This window comes from Haloparvum sedimenti, assembly GCF_001462205.1.
Classification (GTDB): Archaea; Halobacteriota; Halobacteria; order Halobacteriales; family Haloferacaceae; genus Haloparvum; species Haloparvum sedimenti.
On record NZ_LKIR01000021.1, the window covers coordinates 1 to 20523 of the forward strand.

General features: G+C 54.2%; 20 protein-coding genes, 1 tRNA gene and 2 pseudogenes. 13 read left to right on the forward strand and 10 right to left on the reverse strand.

The genetic code is table 11. The annotated features are described in order from the left end of the window. The first annotated feature begins 104 nt into the window (after positions 1–104). Positions 105–1064 carry an arsenic resistance protein gene (locus AN233_RS01235; protein WP_058365060.1) on the forward strand — a complete coding sequence of 320 codons (960 nt, stop codon included), beginning with the start codon at positions 105–107 and terminating at the stop codon, positions 1062–1064. A 66-nt stretch (positions 1065–1130) separates the two neighbouring features. Here AN233_RS01235 and AN233_RS15955 read toward each other — a convergent pair whose 3' ends face one another. Beyond that, a complete protein-coding gene (locus AN233_RS15955) occupies positions 1131–1952 on the reverse strand; it encodes an IS5 family transposase (protein WP_080508277.1) in 822 nt (273 codons plus the stop codon). Positions 1953–2308: 356 nt separating this feature from the next. Here AN233_RS15955 and AN233_RS01240 point away from each other — a divergent pair. From AN233_RS01240 to AN233_RS01255, 5 genes and pseudogenes are all read left to right on the forward strand, one after another. After that, positions 2309–2641, forward strand: a pseudogene (locus AN233_RS01240) (arsenic resistance protein); the annotation flags it as partial. A 191-nt stretch (positions 2642–2832) separates the two neighbouring features. Beyond that, entirely contained in the window at positions 2833–5337 is a 2505-nt protein-coding gene (locus tag AN233_RS01245) for a heavy metal translocating P-type ATPase (RefSeq protein WP_058365062.1), read from the forward strand. 451 nt (positions 5338–5788) lie between these two features. Continuing rightward, positions 5789–6169, forward strand: coding sequence for a hypothetical protein (locus AN233_RS17555; RefSeq protein ID WP_206664951.1), 381 nt, complete (start codon positions 5789–5791; stop codon positions 6167–6169). A gap of 41 nt (positions 6170–6210) precedes the next feature. Next, positions 6211–7317 (forward strand): transposase, encoded by a 1107-nt coding sequence (locus AN233_RS17560; RefSeq protein ID WP_206664950.1) that lies wholly within the window; start codon positions 6211–6213, stop codon positions 7315–7317. A gap of 240 nt (positions 7318–7557) precedes the next feature. Further along, entirely contained in the window at positions 7558–7743 is a 186-nt protein-coding gene (locus AN233_RS01255; RefSeq protein ID WP_058365063.1) for a DUF7333 family protein, read from the forward strand. Positions 7744–7902: 159 nt separating this feature from the next. On the opposite strand, the gene AN233_RS01260 is transcribed toward AN233_RS01255, so the two are convergent. The 6 genes from AN233_RS01260 to AN233_RS15975 form a co-directional block, all read right to left on the reverse strand. Then, the gene (locus tag AN233_RS01260) at positions 7903–9096 is read right to left on the reverse strand and encodes a hypothetical protein (protein ID WP_241659220.1); all 1194 of its coding nucleotides are present in this window, start codon (positions 9094–9096) and stop codon (positions 7903–7905) included. A 145-nt stretch (positions 9097–9241) separates the two neighbouring features. Then, positions 9242–10396 (reverse strand): multicopper oxidase domain-containing protein, encoded by a 1155-nt coding sequence (locus AN233_RS01265; protein WP_058365064.1) that lies wholly within the window; start codon positions 10394–10396, stop codon positions 9242–9244. Between the two features lie 163 nt (positions 10397–10559). Then, positions 10560–11132 (reverse strand): CPBP family intramembrane glutamic endopeptidase, encoded by a 573-nt coding sequence (locus AN233_RS15960; RefSeq protein WP_206668691.1) that lies wholly within the window; start codon positions 11130–11132, stop codon positions 10560–10562. 152 nt (positions 11133–11284) lie between these two features. Beyond that, positions 11285–11800, reverse strand: coding sequence for a disulfide bond formation protein B (locus tag AN233_RS15965; RefSeq protein ID WP_343771647.1), 516 nt, complete (start codon positions 11798–11800; stop codon positions 11285–11287). After that, a complete protein-coding gene (locus AN233_RS15970; RefSeq protein WP_206664949.1) occupies positions 11790–12533 on the reverse strand; it encodes a DsbA family protein in 744 nt (247 codons plus the stop codon). Before AN233_RS15970 ends, AN233_RS15965 begins: the two co-directional genes overlap by 11 nt. Continuing rightward, positions 12530–13081 (reverse strand): COX15/CtaA family protein, encoded by a 552-nt coding sequence (locus AN233_RS15975; RefSeq protein WP_080508279.1) that lies wholly within the window; start codon positions 13079–13081, stop codon positions 12530–12532. Before AN233_RS15975 ends, AN233_RS15970 begins: the two co-directional genes overlap by 4 nt. Before the next feature lie 179 nt (positions 13082–13260). Here AN233_RS15975 and AN233_RS15980 point away from each other — a divergent pair, with 179 nt between their 5' ends. The 4 genes from AN233_RS15980 to AN233_RS16650 all read left to right on the forward strand — a co-directional run bounded on the left by AN233_RS15980 (position 13261) and on the right by AN233_RS16650 (position 15959). After that, on the forward strand, positions 13261–14220 hold the full coding sequence (locus tag AN233_RS15980; protein WP_080508280.1) for a transcription initiation factor IIB: 960 nt from the start codon (positions 13261–13263) through the stop codon (positions 14218–14220). 451 nt (positions 14221–14671) lie between these two features. Next, the gene (locus AN233_RS15985; protein WP_080508281.1) at positions 14672–15049 is read left to right on the forward strand and encodes a winged helix-turn-helix domain-containing protein; all 378 of its coding nucleotides are present in this window, start codon (positions 14672–14674) and stop codon (positions 15047–15049) included. Next, entirely contained in the window at positions 15046–15324 is a 279-nt protein-coding gene (locus tag AN233_RS17830; RefSeq protein ID WP_080508282.1) for a DUF7521 family protein, read from the forward strand. The genes AN233_RS15985 and AN233_RS17830 overlap by 4 nt, the downstream gene beginning before the upstream one ends. A 77-nt stretch (positions 15325–15401) precedes the next feature. Beyond that, positions 15402–15959, forward strand: a complete 558-nt coding sequence (locus tag AN233_RS16650; protein WP_125919944.1) for a hypothetical protein — start codon at positions 15402–15404, stop codon at positions 15957–15959. A gap of 155 nt (positions 15960–16114) precedes the next feature. On the opposite strand, the gene AN233_RS01280 is transcribed toward AN233_RS16650, so the two are convergent. Beyond that, positions 16115–16189: transfer RNA gene (locus tag AN233_RS01280), tRNA-Glu, on the reverse strand. Positions 16190–16455: 266 nt separating this feature from the next. Between AN233_RS01280 and AN233_RS01285 the strand changes: the two are divergent. Both AN233_RS01285 and AN233_RS15995 read left to right on the forward strand, forming a co-directional pair. Beyond that, positions 16456–17312, forward strand: a pseudogene (locus AN233_RS01285) (IS1595 family transposase). A gap of 30 nt (positions 17313–17342) precedes the next feature. Beyond that, on the forward strand, positions 17343–17648 hold the full coding sequence (locus AN233_RS15995) for a CPBP family intramembrane glutamic endopeptidase (protein ID WP_080508283.1): 306 nt from the start codon (positions 17343–17345) through the stop codon (positions 17646–17648). A gap of 38 nt (positions 17649–17686) precedes the next feature. Here the strand turns inward: AN233_RS15995 and AN233_RS01290 are convergent, their stop codons facing one another. Next, the gene (locus AN233_RS01290; RefSeq protein WP_280921423.1) at positions 17687–18535 is read right to left on the reverse strand and encodes a cation diffusion facilitator family transporter; all 849 of its coding nucleotides are present in this window, start codon (positions 18533–18535) and stop codon (positions 17687–17689) included. Positions 18536–18921: 386 nt separating this feature from the next. After that, positions 18922–19101 (reverse strand): hypothetical protein, encoded by a 180-nt coding sequence (locus AN233_RS01295; protein WP_058365068.1) that lies wholly within the window; start codon positions 19099–19101, stop codon positions 18922–18924. 117 nt (positions 19102–19218) lie between these two features. On the opposite strand from AN233_RS01295, the gene AN233_RS01300 reads away from it, so the two are divergent. Then, on the forward strand, positions 19219–20523 hold a 1305-nt coding region (locus AN233_RS01300), incomplete at its 3' end, for a cytochrome ubiquinol oxidase subunit I (RefSeq protein WP_058365069.1).

Here is a 20523-nt window from a genome sequence, read left to right on the forward strand (position 1 = left end):
GAATCATTCGTGTCGGACACCGCTAGCGCGGTGTCCTTGCCCTCTTCGATTTCAGAGCAGCAGCTGAACTCTATCAACAATCTCCTACAGAAGAGCGATTCGTTATTATTGCGATTCTGAGTGGGTTAGTGCTCGGTCAGATCGCTGGTGTTCCGCCGATTGCGGACTCACTCATTCTCCCGTTCTTGATGGTGATGCTGTTCGCCGCGTTCACCGGAATCCCACTCTCTCGCCTCCGGGCAGCGTTCGGAAATCGTCGTGTAGTCGGGTCTAGTCTTCTGGTCAATTTCATCTGGAGTCCGCTGTTAGCGGTGGCACTCGGCGCGGTTTTCCTTCGAGATCACCCTGCCCTGTGGGTCGGACTCATCATGCTGATGGTGACACCATGTACGGATTGGTATCTCATTTTCACCGATATTGCGGACGGAGATGTTCCGCTGGCTACCTCTATTCTCCCGTACAACCTCGTTCTCCAGTTGATACTGCTTCCACTCTACTTGTACGTCTTCGCGGGCGAACTGGTCGCGTTACCGATGGAGCTGCTGATCGAAAGCGTCGTTCTCGTACTCGTCGTCCCGCTTGTGGTTGGTGGACTTGCTCGGTGGGCATTGACCCGACAAAAGGGGACGCAGTGGTTCAAGCAGCACTTCCTGCCGAAATTGAGTCCGCTCCAGATTATTTTCCTCAGTCTCGCCATCGGCGCAATGTTCGCTTCGCAGGGGGAGCTAATCCTCGAAAACCCCGGATTACTTGCTCTTCTCGCGGTTCCCGTTCTCGTCTTCTATGCGATCAATCTCGGCATCGGGTTTGGCGTCGGACAAGTACTCTCGTTCTCCTACAAGGAGATGGTCTGTTTCAACAACACGATCCTCTCACGGAACTCACCGACGGCCCTCGCAATTGCCGTCGTCGCGTTCCCGAACGAGCCGCTCATCCCGCTCGCACTGGTTATTGGGCCGCTGTTGGAACTTCCGCTGTTAGGCTTCATTGCACAAATCCATTTGGCGATCCGAAACCGCGAGTGGTGGCCGTTTGATCCAGCAACGGTGTTTAGCAGAGACTGAATGAAGACTGGCAAGAATCATTACTCCCTGATCCTGAGCGGTCTGTGAATCATATGTCTTGACCACTCAGAGTGATCGGTCGATGTTGTGACTGAGACAAGCGATGGTGAGTTCACGGAACTGCTTCCACCATCGTCGTGAGCGGACGAACGCACCGTACTTCCGCTTGAGCGTAGAGTTGACTGTCTCGGATTGACTCCGCTGGCCATAGAGATCAGCATCTAAGCGCGCGTTCCATGCCTTATGGAGCGATGTGAACTCACGATGCTTGATCAGTGGACGAACCTCGTGTTGACGAGCAAGCCGCCTGATCTTCTGGTCGTCGTAGCCCTTGTCACCGAGCAGAATGTCGATATTCTCGGGATTGCGTTTGATCAGTGACGGCGCAACCTGGCTATCGTGTTTCCGGGTCGTCGTCACGTGTAAATCTAGGATTGCGTTCACCTTCGCATCGACCAGCAGCGTCACTTTGAGCTGCTGAATCGTGAGCTCGGCGCGTTTCGTGTAGTGTTTCGAAGCGTGACTGCGGTCGAACCCTGATGCATCAACTCCAACAACTCCGCTCGTCGGAAGTAGCGTCGCTGAGAGAGTCAATATGATACGCCATACGGTCATATCAAGTCGATTGAACGCCTTACAGAGCGTTGAAGGAGTAGGAAGTTCAGCTAATCCAAGAGCTCGACGGATGCGTGGCATCTCGATCAGTTCGTCAAGCAAGCCACGGTAGGTTGTGTTCTTTTGAACTTTGAGACACAACAGAACAACGTGTTGGGGAAGTGTATAGCGGTGTTTAGAAAATTTCGAGGAGTATCGGGAGACCGCTCGACGCGCCAGATGGATCGCCTTCTCAGCAAAACGGAGAATCTGCGACTTCGGGAGGGCCTTCATTTCGTCGAATTACAGGCTAAACATGTAACTCTTTGAGGATTTCAACAGAGCCGCGGCGCTGTATCCCCTCCTTACTCGCTCCCTTCGGTCGCTCGTTGAGGAAGGGGCCATTCGTCTTTAGTTAAGCCCAGTAGTAATACTTGAGTTTAAATTATGTCTAAGAGTATTAGATGTAGTAGAAATCACGGCTGAGATTCTGTTGTTGCTGATATCGAACGACAAGCAACCCTCAAAACCGCCATTTTCCACCTATTGCCGGCACGAACGTGTCGAATCTGGATCGAATATGAAGCTACTAAGTATTACTAAGAGTATTAACTAAAGACGAATGAGGAAGGGGCCTTAGCGCCTCAATTCAGGTAATCGTCGAGAATCCGCGACTGCTCGCTGTGATGGCGATTCCCGTGATCGCCTTTTACGTGATCAACCTCGGTGTCGGATTCGCTATTGGTCGTATGCTTGATTTCTCGTACGAGGAACTCGTGTGTTTCAACAACACTATCCTGTCGCGAAACTCACCGACTGCACTCGCGATCGCCGTCGTCGCGTTCCCGAATGAACCACTCATTCCGTTGGCGCTTGTGATCGGTCCGCTCTTGGAACTGCCCCTGTTGGGGATCATCGCTCAAGTACACATAGCGATCAGCGAGCGAGGGTGGTGGTCGCATATTTCCGAGGATGCTACGTAGGTGTGGATACGACTGATTGACACAGATCCACCACAGAGAGTATCAACAACCACATAAACACGACCCACTTACCGAATCATAAGCGACAGACACCCTATCATCCGAATACGTTCTATAAAAAACATGGTTCATAGTGTCCATTCAGACCGGTGTGCTCTCAGACAGACAGCATGAACCACTCCCACTAATATATGACTGAAAAATGTTATTTGTGTGGTCGAGAGATTCAGTCTTCCACGTTCGAGGCTGATGGTGAACGCTCGTTCTGTTCGAGCGGGTGCCACGATGTACACACGACGCTTGGGGCTCCCGATTCTCTCGATGTCACCCAGACCACAACTGAGAACAAGATTGATGAGGGAGACGACACTGTTCCTCCCGATCAGTATCGTTCTCGGACGTTCCTCCGGATTGACGGCATGTACTCCGCGACGTGTGAGGCGTATCTTGAATCTCTCGCTGAGAAACAAGAGGGAGTGATCAGTGCCGAGGCGAGTTACGTCACCGAGACGATCCGAGTTGAACACGACCCAGACACTGTTTCGAAGGAGTCGCTGCGTGATGTATTGAGTACCCTCGGGTATACGGCGTATCTCCGTGAGGATGCCTCGTCAGACGTGAGCGAAACCGGTGGGACGACGCGCCGAGCACGAGAGATGGGTGGAATTCGAAAGCGTCGAGACGACCAGCTGTTGGGAATGCGATACTCCGTCGGATTCCTCTTCGGTGCGTTTCTGTTGGTCCCGTACGTCGCAATTATCTATCCCGCTCACCTTGCGTCAATATTTGACTGGCAAGCGCTCGAAATATTCGAGGGTGCCTTCCGTCTAGATAGCGAGGGAGCGTTCGTCTTCCTCCGGCTGTATTTCGTGATGACCGGCATTATTCTCCTCTTCACCGGTCTCCCGGTGTTGCGCGGCGCATACCTCAGTCTCAAAATGCGACGCCCGAACACCGACCTGTTGGTCGCGATCACCGCGATCAGCGCGTACACGTACAGTACGGCCGCTGTCATCCTCGGACAAAACGACATTTTCTACGACCTCGCGATCGTCGTCACGGCCGCAGTCACCGCGATGGTGTTCTACGAGTCGTCGATCAAGCAGCGCGCCCTTGATCGCCTCACCGAACTCACGATATCACAAGTCGAGCGCGCACGAACGTATGACTCGGACGGGAAGACTGAGGAAGTTCGCGTGGAGGACCTCAATTCAGGGGATGTCGTGCTCGTTCGACAGGGTGAACGAGTCCCAGTAGACGGTGAACTGGTCGAAGACAGCTGTACCGTCGACGAAGCGATCGTCACTGGCGAGTCGCTTCCGGTGCTAAAACGCGCCGGCAACGAGATCATTGGTGGATCGATCGTCACGGACGGCGCGGCCTTGGTTCGTGTCGGCACGGACGTGACGAGCAGTATCGATCGGATAACCACAGCCGTGTGGGACCTCCAGAGCGCGACTCACGGCGTCCAACGCCACGCCGACCAACTCGCGTCGTACGCGGTACTTCTCGTTGTCGGAGCCGCCGTTGCGATCGGTGGTGCCAGTGTAATCGCGTTCGACATGAGCATCCCGGACGCGATCCTCCTCGCACTGCTGGTCCTCCTCGCCGGTTCGCCGTGGGCCCTCGGACTTGCGACGCCGCTCTCGGTCGCGAAGAGCCTCGCAAGTGCACTCCGTCGGGGGATCATTATCTTCGACGAGACGGTGTTCGAACGACTCCGAGACATCGATACCGTTGTTTTCGACAAGACGGGGACCCTCACGACCGGAGAGATGGAGGTGATCGAAGCGGACGCTCCTGCGGACCTCCTTGACGCCGTCGCAGCGCTCGAACAACGAGCATCACATCCCGCTGCAAACGCCATCACAACGGCTTTCGCCCACAGGAATGCGACCGACCAAGGCCTTGACGATCAATCGAACTCGGACAATAACGGTAATGAGACAGAGAAAACAGGCCAGATAAGCGAGTTCACGAATCACCAGTCCGGTATCGAAGGGGTGATCGATGGAACTCCGTATCTTGTCGGAAACCTCGATCTCTTCGCGGAACAGGGGTGGACCGTGGACGACGACATCCGGTCTCGTGTCGCCGACGCTCGGGGCTTCGGTCAGCTTTCGGTCGTCGTCGGTCGCGACGGGACAGCAGAGGGGCTGATCGTCGTGGGCGATGAGCCGCGGGACGGCTGGGACGACACCATCTCTCGGCTCGGAGCACGAGACACGGACATCGTCGTCTTGACCGGTGACGACGAGGAAGCGACGGACTTCTTCAAGCAGCACGAAGCCGTGACGCACGTCTTCGCGAAGGTTCCACCGGAAGGAAAGACGGCGACGATCCGGCGACTCAAATCAGACGGTCAGGTCGCGATGATCGGGGACGGTACCAACGACGCCCCGGCACTCGCAGCCGCCGACCTCGGTATTTCGTTGGGCGGCGGCACGGCGTTAGCTGCTGACGCCGCCGATATCGCTATCGTCGACAACGACATCCGCTCCGTCGAAACCGCCTTCGACCTAGCGGGTGCGGCTCGTCGTCGCGTGAAACAGAACAACCTCCTCGCGTTCTCCTACAACGGAATCGCTCTCTTGGCGTTGGCCGTCGGGTTCTTCAATCCGCTGTCAGCAGCGATCGCAGTCATTGCCGGCGGCGGTCTAGTCGCTGTGAACACCCGACGAAAGTTGCTTCAGTAGCATGTACGAGCCAAGACGAGAACAGAGTTGAGTCGCTCGGTTGAAATCCTCAGGAGTTGATAGATTTTTCGTGCTAAATTCAGAGGATGACGGCACCGTAGAAAGGTGTATTGATGAGTTACCTGAGTTTTCTATGTGACTTCAATTGAGGTGTCTAAAATAATATTTGTAAGTTATTTACATCAGAGTTTCGTTAAGTCAATAAATTGGGTAATAACGTGTTTAGAGAAAATACTGAACATGAGCAAGAGATGCTCTTTTCGCCTTTGAAAGACCTTTCAGGCAGGATACGAAAGAAACTGCAGAATCACTGGTCTACTCACTTCTGCGAACATGTTTTCACCCAAATTGATGAAACAAAGTTCGAACGGCTATACCACGACGGGTATAGCCGTCCGAACAAGCCAGTCAACGAGCTTGTCTCCTTGGAGATTATCTAACACCTGCCGGTATGTCCGACAAAGAGCTCGAACACGCCTACGTCTTCGACTTTCGCGTCAGGAACGTATTAGGAAAGGAGACACTCGGAGACAATATTTGTGAGAAGACACTCACCAATTTCCGCCGTCGGTTGATGGAATACGAAGAAGAGACCGGTCACGACCTGCTAAACGAGGTTTTCGAGAATCACCGTACCTACTTTCAGGGTGAATTTGAGATTGATGCGAGTACTCAACGGATGGATTCGACGTTCATTGAGGCCAACATCAAGCAACTGTCTCGTGTCGATCTCCTCGCTAAAGTGCTTCACAATTTCCTGTGCGATCTCCTTCGGGAGATCGCACAGGAACTTCCTGCTGGAATGACGAGTTCGCCGACATCGAGAACTTAGAGCTGTCCTATCATCTTGAACCGGGCGAAATTCCCGCAACGATGGAAACGCTCGCCGAGCATACTGCGTGGCTTGTTGATCGATTCGGAGACGAGGATGAATACGCCGGGTTGAACAGCTTCGCTCATCTACAGCGTGTCCTCGACGAACAATGCTATCGCATTCCTGATCTCGAAGACGATGACGATAATCAGGATTCTGCTGATCAGGGCCATCCCGGTGACGAGTCACCGGGCTGGCAGCCACTCCAAACGTACACCTCTTCAAGTGACTCTACAGAGACTGCCGAAGATGAACCCGACTCCGAGTCGTTAGAAAGAGACGCCGAAGACAGACACGATCACATCGGACTGGAAGAGTCCGACGAGATCGACAGCAGCTCACTGCAAAACCCTCACGACGACGAAGCGACGTATCGTTCCAAGGACGCGGAAGATTACTTCGGCTACAAGTCGAATATCGCTGAGACATGCGATGGTGAAAATCCGTTTCGTCTAATTACGGCGGTTCGAGTCGATACGAACAACACGGATGATGGAGACCTCTTGGCCGAAGACGCGAGGAATCTCGCCGAGGAAACGGGATTACGTGACCTGCTCGTAGATGGTGGGTACACGCACAAGGAAGTAGAAAAGTGCTGCCGTGATCAGGAGATCACGCAGCACTTCACAGGAATCACGGGTCAACGGCCTGCGGCGGAGAAGATGTCGCTTGCCGCCCCAGAGTGGGATGGGACGAGAATGGTTGCGTGTCCTGCCGGACACGAACCATTCGAGCAGAACCATTACGAGACCGGCCGTATCTCGGGGAAGATGGACAAGAAGTTCTGTGATGGCTGCCAGCACCAAGAGAACTGTTTCGTCGAGGAACAGCAAGAACACTATAGCTACGGGTTCAGGGAACGGCGGGTAGAAGTGGCTCAGCGACGGAGGCGGTTGGATGATCCAGCGGAACAGGAGTTCCTGAACTTACGTGCCGGAGTTGAGTCATTGATGAACGAGATGTATCACAAAGACGGTGAGAAAACGAAGTTCACGGGGAAAATCAAGGTGAAAAACGCCTCGATAGCGAAAGCAATGGGGAGAAACCTGAAGCGAGCCTCCAGATTCCTGGAATCGGAGGCGAAGCAAGAGAAATCGACAGGATAGCCGGGCAAGAAGTGTCGTTTGTCGCTGTCAGCTGGTCCCTGTGTGGTGACGGCTCCGTTTTGATGAGAGAATCACCGGTGATCGGGCCGGGGTGTTCTCGTCAGAACACCCCTTTCTACGGTGCCATCAGAGGATCTATGTAGCACTCGGCCAGTGTGATTTCACGGCGATAATTGTAAATCAGTTGATCATCAGATTTGCTTTCTTAAACACTTTGTTTGTCCAGCCACCATTCCTGATATGGAATTCGACTTCACGCGCTCGGTGATTCCACTTGCTGTGATCGTCGCCGTCGCAACAGTCGCGCTAACGGTTATGATGACCCCCTCGACGGTCTTCATGATGGTCCTCCCCTCAATGATCGTCTTCTCGGTCATCGCGTTCTTCTTCGGGATGAAGCACGGTGAGTTCCGCGCTAGTCCGTAGTGGTACAGCCCAGTCCGTGAGATTCACAGGGTCGAGATCCATGCTCGCCCTGCGTTGTCTCTATCCGATTGATATTGCTGATCAATACGCTCTTTATTTCAACAAGACCTCGGTGAACAATCACCGACAGAGGATATCAACAGATGTAGTTGAGTCTATCTAATCCGCACTAACCTCAAACACGTCTTTTCGGGTAGGTGTAGCGGAATCGATCGAATAGATGAGCGTCCCGGTGAATAGCGCGATGCTACCCAAGAGGAATATCGAGTTGAGCGGCGACGCCGAATCGACGAAGATCCAGTATATCGGCGCCGCAATCGTGGGACCCGCGGCGATTACTGCGACTTGGGAGACGAGCGGCCCACAGCATCCACACGTACACGCACCGACGACCGTCGCCGTCCCGGCGGTGCCCTGTGTCGCTCCTGCCTCACGATTGAGACGCCAAGAGTGAGCAACGGCGGCCGCATTCAGGCCCACGAGAACGCCAAGCGATCCGAGTACCAGTAGTACTCCCGGAGAGATAGCGATGAAGAACGGAACGTCCGGAAGGAGTATTTCGAGTGTGGGCCACCGTACGATCTGATACAGTACGGATAAGACGGCCACAGTTGTCTCTTCGGGGGCACCTTCCTCACTGAAGAACGACAGATACCCCGATGTCGCCATAAAAAAGATACTCACCATGGCTCCGATACCGAATCCGAACCGACGTGCTACCGGATCCTGAAGAATCACGGACAGCGTCGGGCCCACATCTTTCCAGAGAATATATCCAACGAGCAGTGGTGTTGCGAGGACAATCCCGTAACCTATCGGATTCGTGTAGCCGCTAAAACCCGGAAGTAGGTACGGATACAGTATCCATCCTCCAAGTATCATTCCGAGAACCATGTACCGGGGACATGTTGTCCAACGCACGACCCCGACGATGAAACTCACAACCACGACCGAAAGACCCGTTACGATCGCGAGCGGCTGATACCACGACCGGGGGAACGGCATCGAACTGGCCTGATACGTCGGGTCCGGGGCCAGCCCCTCGAACAGAATCGCTCCGGCGACAGTAATCCCGATGCCGACCGCAATCCCGTACAGAGCGGCTGTCGGAGAGATTCGCCCGCTTCGTTTGAGCAGTACGAGAGTACCGACTGACAGGACGCCGATCAGAACGATCGCCAGTCCGTGCGATTGCGAGAGGCCTGACGCTTCGGAGCCACCGTGAGCGGCCACGGTCGGGATCAGAGAGAGGAGGATAACCCCGACTGAAAACAGGATACATAAGCGGGAGAACCTTCGATGAGAGCCCTCTCTGTCACCGTCTGTATCCTGTTGGCGTCCTCTCGGAAGCATTACCCAAGTTTAGCGATCCGCATACAATTATCTGTCTCTTTCGGCCCTCACGAAATCGTTGAAGTGACTCCGCGGAAATTTCCGTCCGGGCAAAACGTTTTGGAGAGAGCCCGATCAGGTTGTTTTGTGAAAATGTCCGATCTTATCAGTTCGGTTCGTATCCGGCGTACTCCATGAGCTGGCTGAAGATGTCCGAATCCATGACGGAGCGATACACGACTCCGGTAAGCATCCCGCCGGGATAGAACGTCCCATTCATGACGTGGTTGACCTTGTGGCAGTGCATGAGGTAGATGCCGGGGTCCGCGTCGGCCGTGAACTCGATCGTGTGCCGCTCGGCGGGGGCAATGTTCGTGACGTCGATGTCGTGTCGGGCTGCTTCCGGGACGACTCCACCGTCCTTTTCGACGCGCTGGAAGCGGTGGTTGTGGATGTGCATCGGGTGGGACATGTACCCGCCGTTGACGAGGTGAATTCTGACTAAATCTCCCTTATCGACGATGATCGGAGAGCCCTGTTCGGGATGGAGGGTTCGGGGTGCGCTCTTCCCGTTGACGGTGAAGACGTCCGGATTGCGCGAGGCCGTGTCGTACGTGAAGTCCGCTTCACCGGCCCACTTCTTCGGGACCCGCGAGTCCCAGTCTTTGATCGTCATGAAGTATTCCCGGTCCGCCGGTTCGTAGCCTTCGGGGTCGACCCGGAAGATCCCGTACATCCCCATATCGATGTGGCGGTGGGTCTGGAGGTGACAGTGGTACAAGTGCGTCCCCGGAACGTTCGCCGGGATCTCGTACGTGTGTTTCTCGCCTGCCGGGACTTGGATGCCGGTCGACGTCGGAACGCCGTCATTCTTCCACGTCTTCGTGACGCCGTGGAAGTGGATCGTGTGCGGCCGGCGTCCGTTCGTGTTGTCGAGCGTCACTTCCATGTCGTTACCTTCGGTCGTTCGGAGGATCGGGCCCGGAACGCTCGGGTCGTTGTCGTCGGCCTGCCACGCCCAGACGCGCGGGAACTCGACCGGGCCACCCATTGAATCGAGCGGGTGGACGGCGTGTCGCGCCGGCTGCGTCCCCATCGTTACGGAACCTCCCTGCTCGTCGACGTTGACCACCGTTGGAGGACTGGTGTAGGGAAGGTCAGACGACGTCTGTCCTTCGTTCGGGGCGTTCGCGGCCGCCGTCGGCGCGTTAATTGTTTTTGATGAACAGCCTGCCAACGCCGATACACCCGTCACGCCGGTTGCAGCGAGAAATTCCCGCCGGGACAGTCCAGTTCCAGGGGCACCGAAAGATCGGGTCATGGTCCATTTGGACGTTGTGCTGTCGCGATAAAGGGAGACTGCAGAATCTCTGTCTGTGAGAGGGCACGCTAACATGTTCGGTAACAGCCGGACGGATCCGGCAAGCAAACGCTTAGTTCTCCGTCACGAGAGCTAGTATCCGGGGTCAACGGGTAGCAAACAGTTACATTCCACCTGTGGCCGTCAAATATGCGCTCGTAAACTGTATCGCATTATACGCACCGTGAATCAGAGCCGGAACAACGAGGTTATCGGTGTACTCGTAGGTCGCACCGAGTACTAGAGCTAGCACGAATGCGATACCGACGTACACAAGCTTTCCTTCTCCACTCAACGAGAAGAGATGGATCGACGCGAAGAGGGCACTCGCAAGAACGATTGCACGGGTTGGATGTAGCGTTTCTCGAAGTGTTCCCTGAACCAGTCCTCGGTATAACAGCTCTTCGCCCGGACCGACTAGCAGAAACGATAGAGGGATGAGAATCAGAAACGCTGTCGGATTCTGCTGGCCAACTGTTACTACCTGGTTTTCCGCCGATTCCAGTCCGAGTGAGGAGATAACGCGTGATGCGACAATGAGCAATCCGAGAAGTGTACCTATTCCCCCGATGATTACAGCAATATCCCGCCTGTCCGGAATCGAAAGCGAAACGAATTCGAAGTCGAGATCGCGAAATCTGAGATAGAGGATTGAGAGCCCTCCGAATGTTACCCCCTGTAATAGGATCGTGCTCATTACGAGGCGCAACGATGGACGAGCGGTTACATCGACCCCGAATGCGCCCAGCAGTGCGGCAGCGATGGTGACAATTATCGACCCGATAACCGTTGAGCCGTACGTGAGCCCAACTGCACTCCCGACAGACTGAATCCGTGTCGTTGATTCTGTCATTTGAAAATACTGGTCACTGATCGATCTGTGAAAGCGATACGTCGAGTTCTGATACTGGGTTGTGCTTGTAAATTGGGTTTGATCATTGGTTGCGTGGTTTTGTCTTCGTTTGTCTCACAGATACAATTATACAGATAGCTCCTGCGGCTGTAATGAGCGTGAATGCCAGAAGTGAGAGATTCAGAATTGTCATCTTTTCTACAGGAACTGCTATTGTACAGCGGCACACGGTCCTTTGAGGGAGCAGGTGGTTGTCGCGCTTGCAACACTGTGTGATACGTTGCGATCACTCCACCCAGAACTGACAAGGGAATACTAGTCCGCCAAACAGTAGGGCGAGCTTCGATCGCTGCGACACCCATAACCATTACTAGTGGGTACATCAGAATTCGTTGGTACCAACAGAGGTCACACGGTACCAGTCCGAGGCTAAACCAGAGACTCCCAGCTGTTGCGATCCCGGCGATGAGGGTTGCACTACCCAATACGAGCCAGATCCGATCACGATCCATCTGCGAGTTGTTCGATAAGGGTACGAGTTCGTTGTTCGTCACTCAGCGGGTTGACTGTTTCACCATCGATCACAAGGGCGGGGGTTCCCGAAACGCCGGCGTCGGCTGCTGCCTGACTCGTCTCTCGAACCGGTGATTCGTAGGCTTGTTCCTGAATTTTTGTCCGGAGCTGTTCCGTCTCCGTTACTCCAGCCTCCTCAGCGAATGACACGAGTTTGTTAGTGGTTGCCCATTCCTCACCCTCCGGTGGTTGATTGGCGAAGACGTATTCGTGGTATCGCCAGTAGGTTTCAGGAGCTACATTCCAGACACCGAGACCACCTTGAGCGGCACGAGGGGCATCAGAGGCGAGGAATGGCTCACCGTCGATGTAGGCCAACGCACGGAATTGTAGGCTGATGTCTCCGGGCTCGACGTAGTCTGTGACTATATTGCCGAGAAAATCTGTGCTGAAGTCTGCACAGTACGGACATTTCCAGTTCCCATAGTAGGTCACCGTTGGTCGGTCGGCCGCTCCCGCTCTTGCGTATGTGGATGATGTGGGGTCGTCTGGGTCCGGCGCGTTAGCTACCGCATCATCAACAGCAGCATTTGTTGATTCATTATTTTCGCCACCGAGACATCCACTGAGCGCCAATACTCCACTTGTCGCGAGGAACTGACGTCTCGTTAACAGTCTATGTCCTCCACCAGATGATGTGAGCATAGTCGAGATGCGTTCGCTATCGGTCATGCTTCTCCCCATATTTTGGATTTATCGACTCGTGTGTCACGAAGATAGGTCGTAAGGACGGTCATGAGCAGGCTGAGGAGAATGAGAATAGCGACTCCGAGGTGCGTCGTGACTATTATTGGTTCGAGGTTCTCTGTGACAGTCAGTCGTCCGAGTACGACCTGAATTGGAAGCAAGATGAGTGCCGTTGTTGCGGACCACTTGACTAACGTATCGTCTGGGTAGAAAATCCACGCACCAACTGCTGTCCCCGCGATGAAGAGGCCAGCAGTCATCGCAAGTCCCCGGTGGGCCCATTCGGCGAATATCTGCAGGGCAGAGTACGGTGAATTTGCGATGATATCGGGTTGGAAGAAGGGTACCCAGGTACCGTAGCAGCTCGGCCAGTCGGGGCAAGAGAGTCCAGCACCGATTGCACTCGTATAGGCGCCGAGAAGCATCACGATGTACGTCAGAACCAGCGTCAGGCCGGCGATGTGCTCGAACTTAACTGGACCCTCTGAAATCGTCTTTCGAAGGTAGTTTGAGTTCGCTGAATTTTGGGCCATATCTCGATTGATGGGATGCCTCCCAATTACGATAAGGCTGTTAAAGGCATGATGACAAAGGTATAGGTCGGATTCCCCCTAAGTGGGATTCCGCCACTTGTTCATTGCGGAGCCACCCCTCCGAATTGTCAAGAAGACCCACGATTTGGAGGTGCAAACCTGTCCATAATATTATCATTATGTGTCAAAAACAAAGCAACGAACAGTCGTTAGATAGTCGCAAGCGGGTCTCGGAGTGTATCGAGAGCAATGTGTGTCCTGAGTGTCAAGGCCAAATCATTCAGAAGGGCAATGGAGGTGAATCGGCTTGTGAAGGTTGTGGGTTAATTTTCAAGGAAAGCCGAGTCGATCACGGCCCGGAATGGCGTGCGTTCACGTCGGAAGAACGTGATGAAAAGAGTCGTGTTGGTTCCCCGACGACGCATCTGATGCACGATAAGGGATTGAGTACTACCATTGGTTGGCGGGATAAGGATGCCTACGGACAAGCAGTTCCTGATCGCAAACGCGCTCAACTACAGCGCCTTCGGATGTGGGATGAGCGGTTTCGGGCGAAAGATTCCTATGAGCGAAATCTCAAACAAGCACTCGGTGAGATCAACCGCATGGCGTCTGCTCTCGGTCTTCCGAAATCAGTCCGAGAAACTGCCGGCATCCTGTATAAGCGTGCTGTAGAGAAGGACCTGCTACCTGGCCGATCGATTGAGGGGATGTCAACGGCTTCGTTGTATGCGGCTGCTCGACAGCATGGGACGCCACGTCCACTGACTGAATTCTCCGACGTAAGTCGTGTCAAAAAAATCAGAGTCCAGCGAGCATACCGATATCTCTCCCGTGAACTCGGGTTGGAGATCGAGCCGCAAAATCCGACTCAATATCTTCCACAATTCGCGTCATCGCTTGATGTGAGCGATGAAGCAGAACGACGTTCTAGAGAACTTCTTGAGGTGGCAACAGATAATGGTGTCCACAGTGGGAAAAACCCGGCAGGATTGGCGGCCGCCGCGCTGTATGCTGCGACCCATCTCACGAACGAACAGCTCACACAGGAGACTGTAAGTGAAATCGCCCACGTCAGCCAAGTAACGATCCAAAACCGATATCAGGAACTTCTCGAGGTGTATGAGAAGCATGCCTGAATGGGTGGGTCTGTTCGGACAGCAAACAGCTCTTCATTCACTCACAGCCGTAATTCTAATATGAGCAAATTTCAGATAGAGACCAAGATTGATCGAGATACAACAGTTAGTAGCCAGCCACCTTCTTACGTAATAGATATTGTTAATTCAGTTGACAAACATTTGATTGCTGTCGAACAAACATGTACCCACTTTCATAATGACGAGTTCATCAGTTCGCTCGGGCGAGGCTTCTCCGAAATCATTGAAGAAACGGCACAACGATCCGAAACTCAGTATAGGTTATAACACCCCGCTATTAGTATCACTATGTCGACTCTCATCTCGCGATTCTTTCGACAACTTACCTGTTATGAGCTGGATATCGCAACCGGTCTTAGATCCGAACCATCAGGAGCATTCCCGAAGAACAATTGGACCCCATATTCCGCCCAACATATTTAATAGAACAATGCGAGACAATTCAGCGTCATCTGAGGACACACCGGCGTTACAAGATGTCCTCGATGCGTTGGACGATCCTGAGTGTCGATCCATTCTCCGCGAAACCATTGAACCTATGACTGCAAACGAATTGAGCGATGTCTGTGACATCCCCAAGTCGACGTTGTATCGCAAATTAGAACTTCTCAGCTCCGCTGCTCTCGTACGAAAGTGGGATACGATCAATCCCGGTGGCGGACGTGTCACTCACTACGAGCGGTCATTCAATGACGTAATGATTTCCCTGGATGACACGGGTGAGTTTTCGGTGAATATCGAGCGGCTATCACAGTCTACCGACGAGCGACTTGCTGACATCTGGACAATGATGGGGGACGAAATATGAAGGAAGTTGTACCCGCAATTGCGATAGTTAAGTTTGTAATCCTGATTCTCGGGGGTGGAATTACTTATATCGCGTTCAAAGCTTATCGGCGAACTGGTGAGAATTCTCTCCGCGTTCTGGGTATCGGATTTGGTGTCCTCACGCTCGGAGCACTGTTGACAGGTGTAGCTAATCAGTTCTTCTCTGTCTCATTGGCATATGTTGTCCTCATAAATAGTATGTTCGTCGCTTTCGCACTCGCGATTATTATGTATTCTTTGTATATTCAGAAATAGCTCTGATCTTGCCGAGAGCGAATGTACGGTCGAGAAAGCAGTCACGGCGGGTGAATCACCTTCCAGCCCTGAAGCGAGTGGGCGACAATCTCGTCGGCGGAGCGGTCGTCACAAACGGGGCTGCTGTGTTCACGGTGAGTGACAGTGTATCCAGCAGAGTTGACGGCTCATCACGTGGGTCTGAGGTCACCAGAGTGGAGACCACGGCATCCAGCGATGGGTCGATCGATCCGGGTCGTCCGGTCTTTCAGTCGTCGTGGGCGGAGCGGTATTGCTGGCGGCTGGTCGCTCGTGATGGGGGCTGGCGTCTCGATCGCCGTCCTGACGGCGTTGTCAGTGTCTTGATCGGGTGTCCATGGGTACTCGAGTTCGCGACACCATTCTCCGTCGCAACGAGTATCGAGGAAACAGTGATCCGCGGTATCATCGTGTTCGACGAAATCGTCTTCGAGTGTCTCCGAAACGGCGACGTTGTCGTCGGCGAATCACAATTGGGTAGAGATGACACGCTCACGCAGCTGAGCAACCGTGATACGAAGATCATCGTTCTGATCGGCGATGACGAGGATGCCACTGGCTTTCTTGACATCTACCTGCCGTCGACAACGTGCTTGAAGGAGTTCCGCCTACGGTAAATACGACCGTCGCGGTAGCAAAAGCAACCAGACATAGGCTGGTGATTGCAACTAGTTCTACGGAGGTATACCTGCCCAACACGCGATTCTGTGAAGCTAGTCGTGTAGTGGGCAGATATGAGGTCGGCCTATAGAGGGTCGAAGCGGGTTGGAGATGCTCCATCGAGGATTTGAACCTCGGTCCTCGGCGTGAGATACCGAGATGATTGGCCGAGCTACACCAACGGAGCATATTGATCTCACTGGCGAATCCAGTTAAGCCTAATCACTTTACGAAACAGAATTCGACATCCGTAGACGACTCATGGTGTCTACATAACGAGTCCGTGGTCACTCCGACTTTGCGAGTTCGGTACGTCAAATGAGGTCGGTGTCCTACGTATTGGGTATCCTCCTTTGCCTCTTACGCTCTTCGGAAGTAGATTGTTGGTCAGGTAGAGCTGTCGCTGTGGAAGCGTAGCGGGCAAGGGTGACGCGAACGCGTCACCCGAACGCAATGTTCCCATTTGAATTGCTGAGTTCAGAGGCGAGCGCCGCGAGGGCCTCTGTTGCCCCCGCTGCCGGTCTGAGTCAGTGATCAAACACGGCAGCTATCGAGAGTATCAACGGTATCTCTGTAAGGATTGCGACCGCACGTTCAACGACAAGACTGGCACGATCTTCGCGCACGCGAAGATCGGCCTCGACAAGCTCTTGTTCGCGTTCTACTCGTTCCTCCGATTCAACACGAGTATCCGCCAGTTAGATGCTGAAATTGACGTTTCGTATCGTTCACTTCGCCGGCGCGTCGAGCAGTTCGCCAGAACGCTCGACGCGCCAGACATCTCTCTCGTTGGCCCGGTCGAGATTGACGAGTTCTACGTCTCTTCCGGCTTGAAAGGCCGCGAGCGCGACCGCTGGTCGCGCTCTCGCGGCCTCTCTCGACGCGGACGCGGAACGTATGATCAAGACAAACCACCCGTGTTCGTCCTCGTGGATCGCGGCAGCGGTCAGCGATACGTCATTCCGGCGAAATCCGCCGACGAAGCGACGGTGCGACTCCTTCTCGGCAACCACGAGAAGGAGTCGCTGACCGTGTATACTGACGGATTTCGGGCCTACGATCCACTCGACGATGACGAGAACTTCCACCGAGAAGCAGTAATTCACGATGACGGCGAGTACGCTGATGGAGACGCGCACGTGAACACGTGCGAGAGCCACGCGTCGCTGGCGCGACGGTGGCTCTCGCCGCATCGAGGCGTCTCAAAGGACAAACTGACAGCGTATCTCAGACCGCTCCAGCTTCGGCGACGAATCCTCCATAAACCGGGTCGAGAGGCACTGAAAGAGATTGTCCAAGCAGTTCTCTGACTCACCAACAATCTACGTCACAAGAGCGTAGTGCCATTCTCACTACTGCTCGTTGGTCCTGGCGAAGAATTCTTATTCCGAGGGCTTATCCAGGGAACACTACGACAAACCTTCCGGCCAGGGAGTGCAGTCGTTATTGCGAGTGCGATCTTCGCTGTGAGTCACACGACAGCTCTCAGTGGTGATGGCCAACTCACCTACATGGCCGTCGTGTTCGTTCTCGCACTCGTCCTCGGCGCCACCTACGAATATGCGGAGAACCTCGTAACCCCAGCTGTGATCCATGGTGTGTATAATGCCGTATTGCTCTCCGCCCTCTACTTGCAGGTAACGTGAAGTGCTCAGAGAAACCGTGAGTCCCACGCCGTCATCGCTTACTGATGCTCTGGCACCTGTGCATATTCGTTCGATTCACTAGCCATGTCGATAGTCGCGTGGTCAACGTCGAATTCGTCGTGAAGAACGTCGACAGCCTGTGTTTTGAGTTTCTCCCGCTCCTCGAGTGACTGGACATCGTCTTTCAGATGCATCGACGCGACGCGGATCGTACTCGATAACTGCCAAACGTGTACATCATCGACTGCCACGACGCCCTCGAGTTGTTTTAACCGGGTTTCGACTTCGTCGACGGAAACCGGACTCCGCTGGAAGAATATTTTGCCGCTCTCACGGAGTAGTTTCACAGCCGACCAGATAATGATGACCGCGATCAACACTGCCGTGATTGGGTCAGCGAGTGTCGATCCAGTGAACTCAACAACGAGCATCGAAACGATGACAGCGACGGACGCGCCGGTATCCCCGATAAGATGGTAGTACGCACCCTTCTCGTTGAGGTTCATTTCGCCGCCCTGTAAGTAGTACACGGACGCGAAGTTCACGACCAGTCCGCCCGTAGCGAGTCCTGCTGTCATCAACGGATCGATCTCGACGGGTTTGAGGAATCGCTGATAGGACTCCCAGACGAGGTATCCCACCATCGGAACGAGGAGGACACCGTTCAGAAACGCAGTGAACGGCTCGACACGGTCCAGTCCGTATGACCAGTACTCGCCTGGTTCAGTACGTCGTGAGACGTAGGCGGCACCGAAGGCGAGAACGTACGCGAGCGCGTCGAACAGCATGTGGAAGGCGTCGCCGATCAGGGCTACGGAACCGAAGAGGAGACCACCAGCAAGTTCGATCACGAAGCCGACGAGGTTGATCAGGGCGACCACGCCCAATTTCCGGATGCTCCGTTCGCCACTATCATGGCCGTGTCCGCTGTCGTGGCTCTGAGTAGTTCCCAAACGAAATCACCTACATTGTGATTCTTAATCTAGTAGATTAAACACACAGGTTTGGGTTCTGCCGTACGAAGGAAACACTCCAGTGCATCATCTGTAGAAGGAGAAGAGCCTGGAGGACGGATATGAAAGACTAGATCCTTGGACAGAGAACACCTCGTCACAGTAACTATTCCGTTATCAACCTGGATTTCGTACGTCAACGGAGGATTACCCTGATATCTTAATAATTCTATCCGTTGTGGCTCTCCGCTAACTCGATGTGACCTGCCGATTGTGGACCGTGTTGAGTGTTGATGAATCACCGAACGCTACGTCAATTATTACCCGATCTCATCCCATCGACGGACAAGTGCGATCCCGAAGATGAAGACGATCGCCCCCACACCGAGCTGTCGCCCGACCGTGCCGAACTCCACGTTCTGGAGCGCGACAAACCCTCTGATAGCCATGATCGCCGTCACCAGACAGACGAGCACAAGAACGACACGCCGGGTATCCATACGGCGGCGTTATCGGTCGACATAATAAACGGTTCGCCGCTTCCCGGCGAGAAGGAGGTGCGGATATGTTTAACATGATATGTTCTTTAGAATCGGCTGTTAGCCACTCCTTCAGCCATGGTCGATCCACTTATCGCTAGCCGGCTCCAGTTCGCCCTCACCACAATCGTCCATATCATCTTTCCGGTGATGAGCATGGGGTTAGCCCCGTTTCTTATCTATTTTACATGGAAGGACATTCGAACTGGCGAGCCGGTGTACGAACAGTTGCGTCGCTTCTGGACCAAGATCTTCGCCATCTCCTTTGTTGTCGGCACCGTTACTGGAATCGTCCTCGAATTCGAGTTCGGGACGAACTTCGCGGCGTTTTCGATTGCCGCCGGCGAACTGTTTGGTGGCCCGCTAGCCGTTGAGGGGATGATGGCGTTCATGCTAGAGGCGACGTTCCTCGGGATCTTCGTTTTCGGCCGTGAGCGCGTCGATGACACGCTCTACTTCATTTCAAGCGTCGCTGTCGGTCTTGGCACGTGGCTCTCAGCCGTGTGGATTCTCATCGCGAACTCATGGATGCAAACCCCGCGTGGCTATGAACTAGTCACCGAGGGCGGCCAGACGGTCGTTAAGCTCGTCGATCCGCTTGCAGCGTATTTTAACCCCCGATTCGGCTACATGTTTGTCCACATGCAGAACGCGGCCGTCGAATCGGTCGCGCTCTTCATGGCCGGCATCGCCGCCTACTACGTGTTCAAACACCACGTTCGTGGGATCGATGTCGACAACGTGAATTTCTGGGAGATGACCCTGAAGATCGCCCTCGTCGCTCTGCTGATCACGGCCCCGTTTCAAGTCTATCAGGGCGACATGTACGCCCGCTCGGTCGCCGAAACCCAACCGCAGAAGTTTGCCGCAATGGAGGCCGTCTGGGAGACCGACTCCTACGTGCCTGAGTATCTTATCGCCGTCCCGACGAACCTCGATTCGATCACCGACCCACGGGCGAAGGAACTGTTCGGCATCGGGATACCCGGTGGCGCGTCGTGGCTCGCCAGCGGGGGTGATCCGACCGCCGAGATACGTGGATTGAACACCTTTGAGAGCCAGGCGCCGCCGGTCGCCATCGTCTTCTGGGCTTTCCGTGCGATGGTCGGTCTGGGATTTTGGTTCATCCTGTTATCGTTCTGGGGTGGCTACCGATGGTACAAGGGCCAGCTACTGAATGATGGTCTGTTACACAAGGCACTGATGGGCTCGTCACTGCTGGGCATCCTCGCGGTCGAACTCGGCTGGATCGTCACCGAGGTCGGCAGACAGCCGTGGGTCATTCAGGATGTGATGAAGACCAGTGAAGCGGTCTCACCCGGGTTAACGGGAACTGAAGCGACGATCTCACTCGTTGGCTTCGCCGTGGTGTACCTTGCGTTG

What these genes read in the sequence shown, in the direction of transcription:
- AN233_RS15960 (WP_206668691.1), bottom strand. Translation starts at nt 11,132, where the DNA reads ATGAGCACGATCCTATTACAGGGGGTAACATTCGGAGGGCTCTCAATC.
- AN233_RS01265 (WP_058365064.1), bottom strand. Translation starts at nt 10,396, where the DNA reads ATGACCCGATCTTTCGGTGCCCCTGGAACTGGACTGTCCCGGCGGGAA.
- AN233_RS15965 (WP_343771647.1), bottom strand. Translation starts at nt 11,800, where the DNA reads ATGGATCGTGATCGGATCTGGCTCGTATTGGGTAGTGCAACCCTCATC.
- AN233_RS15980 (WP_080508280.1), top strand. Translation starts at nt 13,261, where the DNA reads ATGTGTCAAAAACAAAGCAACGAACAGTCGTTAGATAGTCGCAAGCGG.
- AN233_RS01245 (WP_058365062.1), top strand. Translation starts at nt 2,833, where the DNA reads ATGACTGAAAAATGTTATTTGTGTGGTCGAGAGATTCAGTCTTCCACG.
- AN233_RS17830 (WP_080508282.1), top strand. Translation starts at nt 15,046, where the DNA reads ATGAAGGAAGTTGTACCCGCAATTGCGATAGTTAAGTTTGTAATCCTG.
- AN233_RS01260 (WP_241659220.1), bottom strand. Translation starts at nt 9,096, where the DNA reads ATGCTTCCGAGAGGACGCCAACAGGATACAGACGGTGACAGAGAGGGC.
- AN233_RS01255 (WP_058365063.1), top strand. Translation starts at nt 7,558, where the DNA reads ATGGAATTCGACTTCACGCGCTCGGTGATTCCACTTGCTGTGATCGTC.
- AN233_RS17560 (WP_206664950.1), top strand. Translation starts at nt 6,211, where the DNA reads ATGGAAACGCTCGCCGAGCATACTGCGTGGCTTGTTGATCGATTCGGA.
- AN233_RS15970 (WP_206664949.1), bottom strand. Translation starts at nt 12,533, where the DNA reads ATGACCGATAGCGAACGCATCTCGACTATGCTCACATCATCTGGTGGA.
- AN233_RS01295 (WP_058365068.1), bottom strand. Translation starts at nt 19,101, where the DNA reads ATGGATACCCGGCGTGTCGTTCTTGTGCTCGTCTGTCTGGTGACGGCG.
- AN233_RS17555 (WP_206664951.1), top strand. Translation starts at nt 5,789, where the DNA reads ATGTCCGACAAAGAGCTCGAACACGCCTACGTCTTCGACTTTCGCGTC.
- AN233_RS15985 (WP_080508281.1), top strand. Translation starts at nt 14,672, where the DNA reads ATGCGAGACAATTCAGCGTCATCTGAGGACACACCGGCGTTACAAGAT.
- AN233_RS15975 (WP_080508279.1), bottom strand. Translation starts at nt 13,081, where the DNA reads ATGGCCCAAAATTCAGCGAACTCAAACTACCTTCGAAAGACGATTTCA.
- AN233_RS15955 (WP_080508277.1), bottom strand. Translation starts at nt 1,952, where the DNA reads ATGAAGGCCCTCCCGAAGTCGCAGATTCTCCGTTTTGCTGAGAAGGCG.